Raw genomic sequence first — 14720 nt, 5'->3', positions numbered from 1 at the left:
TCCATTAGGAATCTATATATCTCTTTCAATAAATGCAATCTTTGCACCAAAACCCTATTTTATTAGGTTGTTATTTGGATATTAGGTTTTAAATAGGTATATATGATTTGAAAATCAGCTTTAGATTTGTTTGTTCTCATTCTTGATGATAGATAAATTATTATAAATATGTTTAGTTTTTTTTATTTTTTCATTATATTGATTAATCCAATCTTGATCTATCCTCTCTACAAATTGTAGTAATTCCTTAGCGAGCTTTTCTATATTTTGTTTACTCCACATTAGCCCACCATGCATACTTTGAGTTCCTTGAGTTATAGTAATTCCTCCCTCATTAAGTGGGAGAAGAGTAACTTGCCCGAAATGTTGAGTACTAGAATTAGATGAAGGATTGTAGTAATTTTCAATACTTTGAGTTATTAATGAATTTATAGTTACTATGTCATTTTGAATATTTATTAGTTTGTGATGTAATTTCCATATATCTATTGTATTATGAATTGGATCTTTACTAATAATTTTTTTATGAAATAATGAGTGGAAAATAGTTTCCACTTCATCCTGACTTTTATCTGTCATTTCAGCTATTGCAGTTAGATTTTGTTTTCCATAATTAATGTTAGATTGATTTAAATAAGAATTTAAGATGATGTATTCTTCAGCTGTCATTCCAAGTTTTACATAGTACCTTGTTAAAAGCGTTGATATTTCTACTGACATACAATCCCCCCTTCTTACCTGGATGATGAATTTTTAGAATTAAATTAATTTTTAATAAACGATTATTCTTTTTATTGAAAATATTAATGAATACATCTAGATTTAGAATATGAATGAAATAATCAACATGATACTGTATAACTTTTAATTTTCTTCAAAGTTTTTATCATGTATTATTTAAAAATTCTTTTTAGTTAATAGATATTTTTATAATGAATGCTAAAGCTTATGAGGACTTGGAGTATGCATTGAGATATTATCTTGTTAACGAATGCGGTAGTTTTATTCGAATTTTCTTATTGTATAGTATTTGATTTTTGAGTAAATGATTTTTCTATGAAGAATAAACCTAACTTACATAAATGCTTTTATAATTGTGATAATAAAAGGGAGAGGAGATATTACAAAAAAAGTTATTATATAATTCGATTTATTCAAAATGAAGGGCACATAACCTATTATTATACATATAAATGTTAAAGGATAGGAGGGATTTTTATGAAAAGTCCAATAACTATTAGTTTATGTATGATTATAAAAAATGAAGAACAAACAATAGCACGATGTTTAGATTCTGTTAAGGATATTGTTGATGAGATTATTATTGTAGATACGGGATCAAAGGATATGACAAAAGAGATTGTAAAAAATACACTTCTAAAGTTTATGAATTTAAATGGATTGATAACTTTTCAGTTGCTCGAAATTTTGCCTTTTCTAAAGCTACCAAAAAATATATATTTTGGTTGGATGCAGATGACATAATCAGTGAGAAAGATAAAAAAAGCTTTATAAACCTAAAAAGAACATTAGATACTAATGTTGATGCAGTGTCAATGAAATATTATTTAACCTTTGATGTAGACGGGAACCCAACACATTCTTTAAGAAGATATCGATTAGTTAAAAGGAATAGAAATTTTAACTGGAAAGGATTTGTTCATGAATATTTGGAGGTTTATGGGAATTTAATATACAGTGATATAGGAATAATTCATCAAAAAGAAAAATCCTCTAATGATCGTAATTTAAAAATATATGAAAAGCACCTTGCAGCTGGGGGGAATTTAGCCCGCGAGATGTATATTATTATGCAAATGAATGTAAGGATCATAAATTATATGATGTAGCTGTTAAGGGGTATTCAAAGTTTTTAGATGAGGGGCAAGGGTGGTTTGAAGATAATATCCAAGCTTGCTTAAAAAGAGCTGAGTGCTATTTGGAATTAGGTAACGTGGAAGAATCCATTAAGTCTTGTTTACAGTCATTTATATACGATATGCCCAGAGGAGAAATTTGCTGTCATTTGGGATATTTATTTTTCCAAAAAAACGAATATCAAAAATCTATATATTGGTACAATTTAGCATTAGAAGGAGAACGGCCAGAATCTTCTCCATTTATTCGGGAAGATTGCTATACATGGCTGCCTCATATTCAATTATGCCTTTGTTATGATCGAATACAAGAGTATAAAAAGGCATATTATCATAATGAAGAAGCTGCAAAATTTATACCTAATCATTCTAGTGTCATACATAATAGGGAGTATTTTCGTAATTTCTTCAAAGAATAGTTTGTGAACTACTCGCCACTTAGCAAAGCTTGAAGTGGGAGCTTCTCAGTTCCACGATGAAAGTAACCTTTCGTCTCCCTGAGCGTTACTTCGGGGTGTTCCACCCCTAGATGTCCAACGCTTGGACGCTCTCTTGGTACGGTTGATATTTTACGCAGGAACCGAATGGCTTGGTTTTCGCACTCTATTTTCTTCCTGCAACCTCATATATCAAGTTATCAAAGAACTTCATATAGCTAATTTATCAAAAGTTTTTGGCTATGCCAAACCGAAATTCATCGCCCACTTACCGTTGGGCTATCGCCCTGCACACGCTTGAGGGAGGAGAATTCTTTCGGTAAATTCGTTAAAATACTTATAATCATAAATATGTATCTTCATATTTTAGTAGCGTGATTTTATGTTCATAAATGTATTAACTCTGAATGTAGTTATGCCAAAGAACGTATCTAGCTAATTTGAAAATACATTAAGGAACTATAGAACGAGTTAATTTTAATGGATAATGCATCTAAGAATGGAACAGCATACTGGAGATAAAACAGTTTAATAATTTTTTATATGGTAGGGCCGTCATATAATATGATTTTAAACTTATAGTTTATTTTTAAGGTGTTCATTTAATAAATGTGATGATGACTTTTTTGATTAAGTATTTTTCCGGTACTTTGGCTAATCTATCCGCGTGGTACATCATAAGAAGAAGCGTACAAGGAAGAGGGGAGTATATGGATAATCGGGATTCAAAGCACGGGGGAATATTCTTTGGTGAGTATGGATGTTATATACCAAATTCAAAGCCGATAAAAATTTCTGAGTTTCAATTAAAAAATTTTATTAGTCTTTTAAAACATTTGAGAAAAGATATAAAACGAGTATTTTCAGCCCCTTCTATTTTTCATATTAAGAATTTAAAAAATAAGCTTCAAGTATTCCGGAAATTCTTGGGGTTTTTGGACTTGTCAAAAGAACAGAGGAAGTCTTTGAAGGTGTTGATTCATAATTTATTAGAACTTTTAAGTGATCCATTGTATCCGTGTTATTTGATTTTTAGCGAATTACAACAGTTATTATTATTTCTATTATGTGTAGTAAAATCTTTTAAAGTGAATTCTTGTACATTAGAAGAAGTAATTGAATTGCTTAGAAAAATAGAATTCACAATAATTCAAAATGGTTCTACACGTATTGAATGCCCGATATGTCCAACAGGAGAAGCTGAGGAACACGTGGAAATAGAAGAAACAAAAGAAACAGAGGGAATAGAGGGCACAATGGAGACAGGAGAAGCAGAGAAAATAGAAGAAACAATGGAGGAAGAAGGAACAGAGGAAATAGAGGAAACAATGGGAGAAGAAGGAACAGAGGAAATAGAGGAAACAATGGGGGAAGAAGGAACAGAGGGGATAGAGGGAACAATGGAGGAAGAAGGAACAGAGGGGATAGAGGGCACAATGGAGACAGGAGAAGCAGAGAAAATAGAAGAAACAAGGGGGGAAGAAGGAACAGAGGAAATAGAAAAAATAATGGAGGAAGAAGGAACAGAGGAAATAGAAGAAACAATGGAGGAAGAAGGAACAGAGGAAATAGAGGAAACAATGGAGGAAGAAGGAACAGAGGAAATAGAAGAAACGATGGGGGAAGAAGGAACAGAGGAAATAGAAGAAACGATGGAGGAAGAAGGAACAGAGGAAATAGAAGAAATAATGGAGGAAGAAGGAACAGAGGAAATAGAAGAAACAATGGAGGAAGAAGGAACAGAGGAAATAGAGGAAACAATGGAGGAAGAAGGAACAGAGGAAATAGAGGAAACAATGGAGGAAGAAGGAACAGAGGAAATAGAGGAAACAATGGAGGAAGAAGGAACAGAAGAAACAGAGGAAATAGAAGAAACGATGGAGGAAGAAGGAACAGAGGAAATAGAAGAAACGATGGAGGAAGAAGGAACAGAGGAAATAGAAGAAACAATGGAGACAGAAGGAATAGAGAGTAATAGGAGAAACAGAAGGGATATCTGGTTTCACTTTTTGTTTTAAGGGTGTAACTATGAACAAACCTAGGCTATACCATGTTGATTATTACAGCCATTTCCGAACGAGAAAGCCCATCGCCTTTAGGTATGGGATGATAGTGAGATTGGATACGGAGTACCATTAAAGATCGAAAGGTTTGTGGTACTTTAAGTATCCAAAGTGTTGGTATCTTTTGTTTTTTATCCTTTTTGTTGCAGTTTGATAATAGAACTGATACGGTATAACCATGATAAATGATTATAGAAGAACTAAAACAACCGTATCATTCATTAACTATCATTTTGTGTTTTGTCCACGATACAGAAGAAAGATTTTTCTAAACACAAAAGTAGAAGAACGTTTCAAAATGTTGGTTCAAGAAATATGTAACGTACTGGATATTGTTATTATCGCAATGGAATGTGATACAGACCACGTTCACTTGTTTTTAAATACAATACCAACACTTAGTCCCGCCGATACAATGGCAAAAATTAAAGGGGTGACATCAAAGCGTTTGAGGGAAGAATTTCCTCACCTTATGCACTTGCCAAGTTTATGGACACGTTCCTATTTTGTTTCTACTGCTGGAAATGTATCAAGTGAGACAATACAACATTATGTTGAAAGTCAAAAAACAAGGGGGTGAAACTTATGTCGCAAACCCTAACAGTTCAAGTTAAATTGCCTCCAACAAAAGAACAGATCTGTTTATTGGAACAAAGTAGCCACGAATATATCAGAGTCATTAATGAACTTGTATCTGAAATGATTGGGTTAAAGAAAAGCACTAAGAAAAGTACAAAAGATGTTCTCGCCAACCTACCAAGTGCGGTTAAGAACCAAGCGATTAAAGATACGAAAAGTGTGTTTTCAACAAAGGTGAAAAAAAGTAAATACAAAATCGTTCCGATTTTAAAGAAACCCGTTTGCGTATGGAATAACCAAAATTATTCATTTAACTTCACACACATCTCGATTCCATTTATGGTGAACGGAAAATCAACTCGTTTGAAAATACGTGCTTTATTAGTAGATAAGAATAATCGTAACTATAATTTGTTAAAACACAAGTTAGGTACACTCCGCATCACAAAAAAATCTCACAAATGGATTGCCCAAATATCTGTTACAATTCCTACAACTGAAAAGACAGGAACAAAGATAATGGGTGTCGATTTAGGGCTAAAAGTTCCCGCTGTTGCAGTAACAGACAGTGACAGGGTTCGTTTCTTCGGAAACGGAAGACAAAATAAATATATGAAACGTAAGTTTCGTAGTGTCCGCAAGCAGTTAGGAGAAGGTAAGCAATTGAATGCTATTCGCCAATATAATAATAAAGAACAAAGATGGATGAAAAACGAAGATCACAAAATAAGTCGTAAAATTATTGATTTTGCAATATATAATAATATTTCTGTCATTCGATTGGAACAACTAACGAATATTAGACAGACGGCAAGAACAAGCCGTAAAAACGAAAAAAATCTACATACTTGGTCATTTTATCGTTTAGCACAATTCATCGAGTACAAAGCGACATTAGTTGGTATTAAGATCGAATATGTGAACCCTGCTTATACAAGTCAAACCTGTCCAAAATGTTCTGAAAAGAACCAGGCACAAGACAGAAAATACAATTGTAAATGTGGGTTTGAGAAACATCGTGATATCGTTGGGGCGATGAATATTCGCTACGCAACTGTGATTGATGGTAACAGTCAATCAGCCTAAGCACCTATATGGTCTGGTTTAGGAGGGGCGATGAGATGCCCTCATCTTGAAGGCTGTTCAAAACAGAAATGGACTGCGAACGCTTAGTCATTCAAGAATCCCACACGTTAATCCGTAAGGATTAGGGCTTGCGACTTCAGTCGTGGGAGTCTCAAAGCTTTAAGAAAGAGGAACTAAAGCCCGAAAAAAATACAGGCTTATTGGACATGCTCGAATTTCTTCAAAAGCTCGTATAATGTATGGACTTTAAAAATGAAAGGAAGATGAGTATGTCTCAAGCGAATATCCCTAATATAACTCCGACGATATCCATTACTGCGGGTCAATCTGTGTCTTTAATCTTGGCTTCTATTGCCCTCGAAGAATTAGCATTAGCTCATATTATTAATAGTGAAGCAGAGAAAATTCAATTTTTATTAGGAACATTAAATTCAAGCGTTACTCCTCCACCAGTGACGGTATCAGGTTTGCTAACATTAAATAATAGTGTTAAACAAACATTACAAACGGTTATTAAGCAAGAAATGCTTTTACAATTCAAATTAGAAAATGTATTAGATTTAGTCAGTATAACACCACTCCCATAATTACAGTTTAAAATGAGAGTCATTGTATCAAATAAATCGATACTTTGTCTTGCATAAAATTGTAATTAATTATATCAAGTCTTATTATTATCATTGTTATTTGTATTCATATTCATATTCACAGGGTCATAAAATAGTGCCTATCCAATTGTTAATTGTGTCTAACAATTGGGGGCACTTCATTATAGGTGGTTCTTTTACAATTATTACTTAATTTGTGGGCAAGATCATTGTACATAAACAGTTACAAATACTGTTCGGGAGACTTTTACAGCATCTTATAATAAGAATTCATTCGGTCACCTTATTGCTACTAAATTATATAGTTGTCCGTACTCTAGCATATTTATATTCACTTTTTGTCAATAGTAGTTATAGTCGTTAATGTAGTTTGAATTTCTTTTATCTGTTCTCTTAATTCTTGATGTTCTGTTTTTAAATCCGTAAGTAAGTGTCAAATTATATTTTCATTGTCCATCACTATTTCCTCCATAAAAAATATTATAATGGTGAAAAAGATTACAATTTATGATGGTTTTTTCAAAGATTATGGGAAAAGTGCATGGATTTTTCTCCTTACAGAATTTACGATGCGCGAAAGCCCACGTAGGACTTTAGTCCGTCTTTAGACGTGGGATGAAAGCAGCGTTTTGTATAGCAAAACATGGTATACTTTATTTATAGTCATGCAAAAGACGTAAAAACATTTGAGAACCAACAATCTGTACGGTATGGTCACAGTACCGTAGCCCACGAACCTATCTGGTCTGTTGTGGGAGTGCCAAACGTACAATAAAAGGTACTGAGACCATCCATTTCTTAAATAAACAAGGGCAAAGTCTTCAAACAGACTTTGCCCTTTCGTTGTACAATGAACTGGGAAAATTTCTAACTAATTTTTAAACATGCCTTCTTATTTATTAATCTATTTATGCTGCTTTCAAATCTTGTAACAAAAGAATTATTTTTTAATCTATAATTTCTTTTACTTATTTTAAAAGTGGAAAATGGAAAGCATCTAACATTATTTATATAGAACCAAATAATCAAGAAACAACAAATATTTTCATCTTTTTATTTTATAACCCAAAATGGATAAAATCCTTATTGATAAGAAGTAAAATGATGATTTATATTATGATTATTGTTTATAACTTATAATGAATATAGATAACAAAAAAGAACTAAAAAAGGGCACATACCCAGGGTTGTCTAATATGTTTAATTTTTTAATAATTTAAGAGTGTTTTAGATTATTAGAATGACAGTTTCCTTGATTTTTATTTTTAAGTTGTTGGGTGTGTATACAGTTTTCGGGTTCATTAGGTATTAGTAGAATTATTTCAATGTACTAATATTACGACCAGTTTTCTCGTTTACAACAACAAATCAGACAACATTTACAGCAAAATTCTTTACATTTTCGTTTTTGGTTGCAGCACTCATGCTTTCGGTTGCAGCACTCATGCTTTCGGTTGCAGCACTCATGCTTTCGGTTGCAGCACTCATGCTTTCGGTTGCAGCACTCGTGCTTTCGGTTGCAGCACTCATGCTTTCGGTTGCAGCATTTATGCTTTTGGCAATGTGAACAATCACAATTACAGCACATTTTTATACCTCCTTGTAATCAAAGACTAGAATATTATATGCTTCTAATAAGACAAGGGGGTGTTTCATAGCCTACTATTACTTTTAAAATGATAATTAACAATTTTTTCGGTTCTGGTGCAAAAACTTCAAAATATCTGCAAGTAATCTCCCAAACTTTTCCATACTGATACTAGTACTCTAAAAAAGGACGTGATCAGTATGGAAAAGCAAAATCTATTCATGTGGAAACATTATCAACCTGATATTATTGTATTAACCGCAAGATGGTACCTACGATACAACCTCAGTTTTCGCGATTTAGTCGAAATGATGGAAGAACGCGGATTATCTATTGCTCATACAACCATCATGTGCTGGGTTCACCAGTAGGTTTTAAATGGGTTCTTTTTCAGACAAAAAGTTTATTAGTGACTAAACTTTTTGTTTAATTTATTTATCTTTTTCATAATAAACCTTAAAGTAAAATATCTATTTAAAAATTTACATTTTAACAATTTTTTAAGATCTAACATATAATGCTATAAGCATTTACAACATAGTCTTGGTCATAAAAAAAACCACAGCAACTGCTGTGGTTTTTTTTATAATAAATTAGAACTTTAAATAATTTATTTAGATTTAGTAATGATCATATTTATTTCTACAATCTTTTTTATAATAAGGTTCAACACGCATCGCTATCAAGCTAAGATTTTAAAGTAATCCCAAAACGAAGAATTTATCTCTTTATAGTTGTCTGTGGGAATTTAATATACTTTTTGTTTTTTTGGGGGAATGCGTTCCTTAAGTTGATGGGCATGGGTGCTGTGCCCCCTTTTACACTGATGAATTTGAAAGAATGATTTTCATATTAAATTGTAGTGCTTAATGTCCTTCAATAGTAGCTAAAATAAGAGACAACCTTGAATCCCTGATTTTCTTTGTAAAAAAATTACTAACTACTGCTTCCGGTTCCAATGCACATAACTTCGTAGATACCAGCAATGCCTACTATCAGTGAAAAATCGTTGAAATAACGTCTAAATAAATGATAGAAAATCCTAACTTTTTTCTTTTAGGATTTCTTATATAATGTGCCAGTCATATAAGAAATCCTACATACCAACAGGTCCAACAGGAACGGCAATAAATCTAGTATTTGGATCATTAACTGTTTTGCTTAGATTAATTTAGACCGCTATATCTAATGCAAATGTTAATTTTCATGAGGCGGGATCCATTTTATATATATTGAGAGCTATTTGGAGTGAATCCATGCTCTTTATATATTATTAAATGAGTTTATATTTGTGACATAAGGACTTGTTTTTGATATTTTTTTATTTTTATAGGTTTTTTTCTTATACTGTACGTTTACAAATGCATAAATTATAAGGTGTAAGTGTAAGTGGGTAAAAGATAAGGTTGGTGTAAAAATGAGTAAATTTAACAAGAGATTTGAGATTCCATGTGAGTGTTTTCTTCCTCCTGTACCTTTTCCTCAAATTGGACCGACAGGACCGACAGGACCGACAGGACCGACAGGACCGACAGGACCGACAGGACCGACAGGATCGACAGGATTGACAGGATCGACAGGATTGACAGGACCGACAGGATCGACAGGATTGACAGGACCGACAGGATCGACAGGATTGACAGGACCGACAGGATCGACAGGAGCAACAGGACCGACAGGAGCAACAGGAGCAACAGGAGCAACAGGACCGACGGGGCCGACAGGAGCAACAGGAGCAACAGGAGCAACAGGACCGACAGGAGCAACAGGAGCAACAGGAGCAACAGGACCGACAGGAGCAACAGGAGCAACAGGAGCAACAGGACCGACGGGGCCGACAGGAGCAACAGGAGCAACAGGAGCAACAGGACCGACAGGAGCAACAGGAGCAACAGGAGCAACAGGAGCAACAGGTCCACTTCTACCAGTTCACGGTGTTTTCTTTACTTTTAATACAGGACCATTCGTACCATCAGGTGTAACAACAACTGGTACTGTCATTCCAACACAGCTTGCGGATCCCCCTCCATTCAATACACCTGGCGCCTTCACTGTTAATCCAGATGGTTCCATTACAGTAAATATAGCTGGTATTTATTTTGCAGATGCTAGAGTAAATCTTGCACCTGGAAATGCTGCAAGTTTCGGTGTTCAAGTAAATGGTGGTGGTACTGCAGTTCCATTTTTAAATGCCTTCTCCAACATTACAACTGCAGGTGATACCGCATCTCATTATGTTGTTCAAAGTAATATTCTTAATCTTGCAGCAGGAGATATTGTTTCAATTGGTTTAATTTCAGCAAGCCCTTCACCTGTGTCACTCACAAATGCAGCAGCAGCTGGACTTGGCAGCCCATCTGCATCACTGAGATTACTAAAAGTAGAATAATATATTGATGGTAAAAAGGACAGTTTCAACACTGTCCTTTTTATTTTTTAGATATCGGGACTTATAATGCTTTAATCTGTTCTGTTGCAAAGATACGATGGTATGCATGTCCTCAACACCAACCAATATAAGGTTTTGGTGCAAATAAAAGATACGTTCCAAATAACAATGGGGATTCCTAGTGGAATCCTTTTTATGCTGTTAATCCAAATAATTGATGAATGAATTGTTTTTGATTTTGAACAGACTGATTCTGTAAATCAACCTGTTCTTTTTTTATCATATGCATGGCTTCTACTCCTGCAAGAATAGATATAGCTGTACGAAAAGACTTAAATCCTAGCATAGATCGTATGCGTTTTTTAATGAAACGATGGTCTTGCTCCACGATGTTGTTTAGGCATTTTATTTGCCTGATTTGAATGACTAACGGCATCTTTTTTTCTTTCTTCAACCCTGCGATAGCAATTGGATAAGCAAGATTTTTATCAACTGTAATTACACGAGGTTTTGAAGTATGAAAAGACCGCAAAGCTTTCTTGAAGAATCGCTTTGCAGCTTTATGATTTCTAGATTTACTGAGATAAAAATCAATTGTATTTCCTTCAGAATCAACGGCACGATACAGATACATCCATTGCCCTTTTACTTTTATGTATGTTGCATCTACTATCCAGGAGTCATTTGTTTGTTTGAGGTGACGTCGAATTCGTTTATCTAACTCCGGCCCATATTGATGGACCCATCGCATAATTGTTGTATGGGCTAAGAATATTCCTCTTTTCTCCATCAAACTAATAATAAGAATTAACCGAAAAGTAAAAAAGTAAATTCTCCACAAGTATTTATAATAATTCATCTCATTTTTTTATTTTAGAGAATACCCGGTTTATTAACTTTATAATTAAGTTTTAATTACTGTATATACAAAAAAAACATTTTTATACTCTATCAAAGGAAAAAGATATGAATGTCAAAGGCTTTAAATATTGTTAGAGTTAATTGGCGATTAAAATAAATATGGAAATGGAGTCAGTTTTATCATTGGTAACTAACGACTATCCAACTAAGGAGGGGAGTAAATATGAGGAAAAACAAATTATGTTTATTACTAGGGATGGTATTACTATGTTTAAGTTTCCCGATTGCTTCAAATGCTGATGAATCACAGGATTACCAAAGTGAGGGGGAAGTTACCTTTTTTGGGAAGTATATAGAATCTGATTCGAATGATTCAACAGATTCTATAGGTTCTAACGAATCAGAAAAAAACACCTCGCAGGATAGTTCAAATTCTAAAGTGGAAACTAATCATCCTTTGAAGAAGATTCCACAAACTGGGGATACATCCGACTGGGGTATCACAATGATTGGATTCGTATTTACCGTATCAGCATTTTATCTAGTTCGTAAATATAAAAAAGTACAATGGAGTGAAAGTGTATGAAGAAAAAGACAAAGCAAGCTGCAGCGATTGCAGCGGTACTAGGTACAGTAGCCTTGGCACCTTTATCTGCTTCAGCGGATGAAACAGGTGCAATTTATGAATCAAATGGAGTGGTGGAGTTTATTCCAAATACAGATCCAACAGATCCAGTAGATCCTAATAATCCAGATCCAGAGAAGCCAGTAAATCCAGTAGATCCAACAACACCAGATGGTAAACCGGAACCAGGGACAAATGGTCCATTAAGTATCGACTATGCATCAAGTCTAGATTTCGGTGTGAACAAAATCACAAATAAAGATATGACTTACTATGCGAAAGCACAAGAACTTCGTTCTAATGCGACAAGTACATACGTACCAAACTACGTACAAATCTCAGACAACCGTGGAACAAATGCGGGATGGACATTGACAGTTAAACAAGAAGGTCAGTTGTTTAATGAAACAACGCAAAATAAAGAATTAACGGGTTCACAAATCCAATTTGTTGATCCAACTGTTGCGAGTAACACAGAAGTGACGCCACCAACACCAGCTGATGTAATTACATTAGACCCAAACGGTGCTGAGTCACTTGTCATGTCTGCAAAACAATCAGCAGGTGCTGGGCTTTGGGTAGACCGCTGGGGAACAGTAGAAGAGATTACGGGTGACCGAGGAGAAAAAGTTCAAAAAACAAAAGCAATTTCTTTGAATATTCCAGGCAAAACAGCAAAAGATGCAGTGAAATATAGTACGAAATTAACTTGGAATTTATCTGATGTACCAGGTAACAAATAATTATAAGGGATGGTAAAAAAATGAAAAACAATTTAAAAACTTTAGGTGTTACAGCAACTATGGCAACAGGTCTTATGTTAACGGGAGGCGTATCTGCATTTGCAGCAGATGGTGGCGAATATAACTCGAATGCAATTATTGAGTTTGAACCATCTACAGAGATCACGCCACCAGTTGACCCAACAGACCCAGAAATACCAGTTGGTCCAGTAGATCCAACAGATCCAGAAGGCCCTAATCCTGGGACGAACGGTCCATTAAGTATTGACTATGCATCTAGTTTAGATTTTGGTAAACAAAAAATCACTTCTACAGATCAAGTTTACAAAGCAGCAGCGCAAAAGTTTAATGGTGAGCGTGGCGAAGGCCCAAACTATGTTCAAGTAACAGATAATCGTGGAACAGAAAAAGGTTGGTCATTACAAGTAAAACAAAATGGGCAATTCAAGAGTGATTCTGGTAAGGAATTAACAGGTGCGGAAATTACGTTTAATAATAGTGTGGTAAATACAGCTTCTGAATCTAAAAAGCCATCTATTGTGAAATCTTCATTTAATCTAACACCAGAAGGAACGGGTGTAGCTCAAAATATTATGTCTGCGAAAGCAGGAGAAGGTGCGGGGACTTACGTTTTAGCATTTGGTGATGACAACACAGCGGCAGATAGTATCGAACTTTCTGTACCCGGTAAAACAACAAAATATGCAGAAAAATATTCTACATCATTAATATGGACACTAACAGACGTACCTGGACAAGAATAATAACACATGAGGAGACACTGCGGCATTCTGCAGTGTCTCTCTCAATAATGAGGAGGTAAAAAATAATGAAAAAATATACTTTGTGGACCTTATTTGGAATATTGATGGTAAGCCTGGTATGGTTTACGCCATTCGCTTCAGCATCTAAATTTAATTTTGGTGTATATACCGTGATTCCAGATAACCAAATCGATAAACAAAAAACGTATTTCAATTTAAAAATGGAGCCCAATCAAAAACAAACCTTAACAATTCAATTAAAAAATGATACGGAAAAGGATGTTGTCATTGAGCCGAAAATCCATTCAGCTACCACTAATCTGAATGGTGTTATAGAGTATGGTCCTACTAAAATTAAACGTGATTCTACATTACCTTATGAATTAGGAGAATTAATTCAAACAGATAAGGAAGTTACGGTTCCGGCTAAGGGGAGCAAAGATTTACAATTACAAGTAACGATGCCTGAACAGGAATTTAAAGGGATTCTAGCGGGTGGTATTACATTAGAAGAAAAAAAAGCAGATGAAAAAAATAAACAAGACACAAAAGAAGGTTTAAGCATTGAAAATAAATATGCGTATGTAGTAGGGATTACTTTACAAGAGAATGATGAAAAAGTGAAACAAGATTTGAAATTACCTGATGTAAAAGCTGGACAAGTGAATGCACGAAATGTGATTAATGCTACACTGCATAATCCAACATCAACCTATATAAACAAATTTGAAGTAGATGCGGTCATTACGAAAAAAGGGAAAACAGAAGAGTTATATACATCTAAAAAACAAAACATGCAAATAGCACCAAATTCTAACTTTGATTTTCCTATTGCACTAAATGGTGAAAAATTGGAGCCTGGGACGTATACAGTACATGTAAAGGCTAAGTCTTCCGAGGAAGCATGGGAATTCAAAAAAGATTTTACAATTAAAGACGAGGAAGCAAAACAATTCAATGAAAAAGATGTATCCATTGAAGAGCCGAATTACCTATGGTATATCGTAGGATTGTTATTTATTCTACTAGCGGGATTACTATGGTTTCTATTTTGGAAAAGGAAGAAAAATAAAAAAGAACAAGAAATGAATGAATAAAAG

General features: G+C 34.3%; 12 protein-coding genes and 2 pseudogenes. 11 read left to right on the top strand and 3 right to left on the bottom strand.

Translation table 11 applies throughout. The features are described from left to right. Nucleotides 1-120: 120 nt before the first annotated feature. Nucleotides 121-720: a hypothetical protein gene (locus JFU02_RS02580; RefSeq protein WP_201069617.1), complete on the bottom strand. Its 600-nt coding sequence runs from the start codon at nt 718-720 to the stop codon at nt 121-123. 498 nt (nt 721-1218) lie between these two features. Between JFU02_RS02580 and JFU02_RS02575 the strand changes: the two are divergent. The 5 genes and pseudogenes from JFU02_RS02575 to JFU02_RS02555 all read left to right on the top strand — a co-directional run bounded on the left by JFU02_RS02575 (nt 1219) and on the right by JFU02_RS02555 (nt 6629). Then, nucleotides 1219-2296 (top strand): annotated as a pseudogene (locus JFU02_RS02575) (glycosyltransferase). A 632-nt stretch (nt 2297-2928) separates the two neighbouring features. After that, nucleotides 2929-4332, top strand: coding sequence for a collagen-like repeat preface domain-containing protein (locus tag JFU02_RS02570; protein WP_346656154.1), 1404 nt, complete (start codon nt 2929-2931; stop codon nt 4330-4332). A 223-nt stretch (nt 4333-4555) separates the two neighbouring features. After that, nucleotides 4556-4957 carry an IS200/IS605 family transposase gene (tnpA, locus tag JFU02_RS02565; protein WP_201069615.1) on the top strand — a complete coding sequence of 134 codons (402 nt, stop codon included), beginning with the start codon at nt 4556-4558 and terminating at the stop codon, nt 4955-4957. A gap of 5 nt (nt 4958-4962) precedes the next feature. After that, on the top strand, nt 4963-6042 hold the full coding sequence (locus JFU02_RS02560) for an RNA-guided endonuclease InsQ/TnpB family protein (RefSeq protein WP_201069614.1): 1080 nt from the start codon (nt 4963-4965) through the stop codon (nt 6040-6042). Between the two features lie 269 nt (nt 6043-6311). Continuing rightward, entirely contained in the window at nt 6312-6629 is a 318-nt protein-coding gene (locus JFU02_RS02555) for an alpha-helical endospore appendage domain-containing protein (RefSeq protein WP_201069613.1), read from the top strand. A 1389-nt stretch (nt 6630-8018) separates the two neighbouring features. Here the strand turns inward: JFU02_RS02555 and JFU02_RS02550 are convergent. Then, a complete protein-coding gene (locus JFU02_RS02550; RefSeq protein WP_201069612.1) occupies nt 8019-8225 on the bottom strand; it encodes a hypothetical protein in 207 nt (68 codons plus the stop codon). Nucleotides 8226-8438: 213 nt separating this feature from the next. Here JFU02_RS02550 and JFU02_RS02545 point away from each other — a divergent pair. Then, a pseudogene (locus JFU02_RS02545) lies at nt 8439-8606 on the top strand (IS6 family transposase); the annotation flags it as partial. Nucleotides 8607-9655: 1049 nt separating this feature from the next. Then, entirely contained in the window at nt 9656-10627 is a 972-nt protein-coding gene (locus tag JFU02_RS02540; protein WP_242488025.1) for a hypothetical protein, read from the top strand. Between the two features lie 193 nt (nt 10628-10820). On the opposite strand, the gene JFU02_RS02535 is transcribed toward JFU02_RS02540, so the two are convergent. Then, nucleotides 10821-11486 carry an IS6 family transposase gene (locus JFU02_RS02535; protein WP_481748749.1) on the bottom strand — a complete coding sequence of 222 codons (666 nt, stop codon included), beginning with the start codon at nt 11484-11486 and terminating at the stop codon, nt 10821-10823. Nucleotides 11487-11711: 225 nt separating this feature from the next. Between JFU02_RS02535 and JFU02_RS02530 the strand changes: the two genes are divergently transcribed. From JFU02_RS02530 to JFU02_RS02515, 4 genes are all read left to right on the top strand, one after another. Continuing rightward, on the top strand, nt 11712-12074 hold the full coding sequence (locus JFU02_RS02530; protein ID WP_201069611.1) for an LPXTG cell wall anchor domain-containing protein: 363 nt from the start codon (nt 11712-11714) through the stop codon (nt 12072-12074). Further along, nucleotides 12071-12856, top strand: coding sequence for a WxL domain-containing protein (locus JFU02_RS02525; protein WP_201069610.1), 786 nt, complete (start codon nt 12071-12073; stop codon nt 12854-12856). Before JFU02_RS02530 ends, JFU02_RS02525 begins: the two co-directional genes overlap by 4 nt. A gap of 20 nt (nt 12857-12876) precedes the next feature. After that, nucleotides 12877-13620 (top strand): WxL domain-containing protein, encoded by a 744-nt coding sequence (locus JFU02_RS02520; RefSeq protein ID WP_201069609.1) that lies wholly within the window; start codon nt 12877-12879, stop codon nt 13618-13620. Nucleotides 13621-13685: 65 nt separating this feature from the next. Next, nucleotides 13686-14717 carry a WxLIP family cell surface protein gene (locus JFU02_RS02515; RefSeq protein WP_201069608.1) on the top strand — a complete coding sequence of 344 codons (1032 nt, stop codon included), beginning with the start codon at nt 13686-13688 and terminating at the stop codon, nt 14715-14717. The last annotated feature ends 3 nt before the right edge of the window (nt 14718-14720 follow it).

Source organism: Bacillus sp. TH13 (assembly GCF_016651175.1).
In the GTDB taxonomy this organism is placed as follows: domain Bacteria; phylum Bacillota; class Bacilli; order Bacillales; family Bacillaceae_G; genus Bacillus_A; species Bacillus_A thuringiensis_S.
This window is presented reverse-complemented; position numbering and strand designations above follow the sequence as displayed.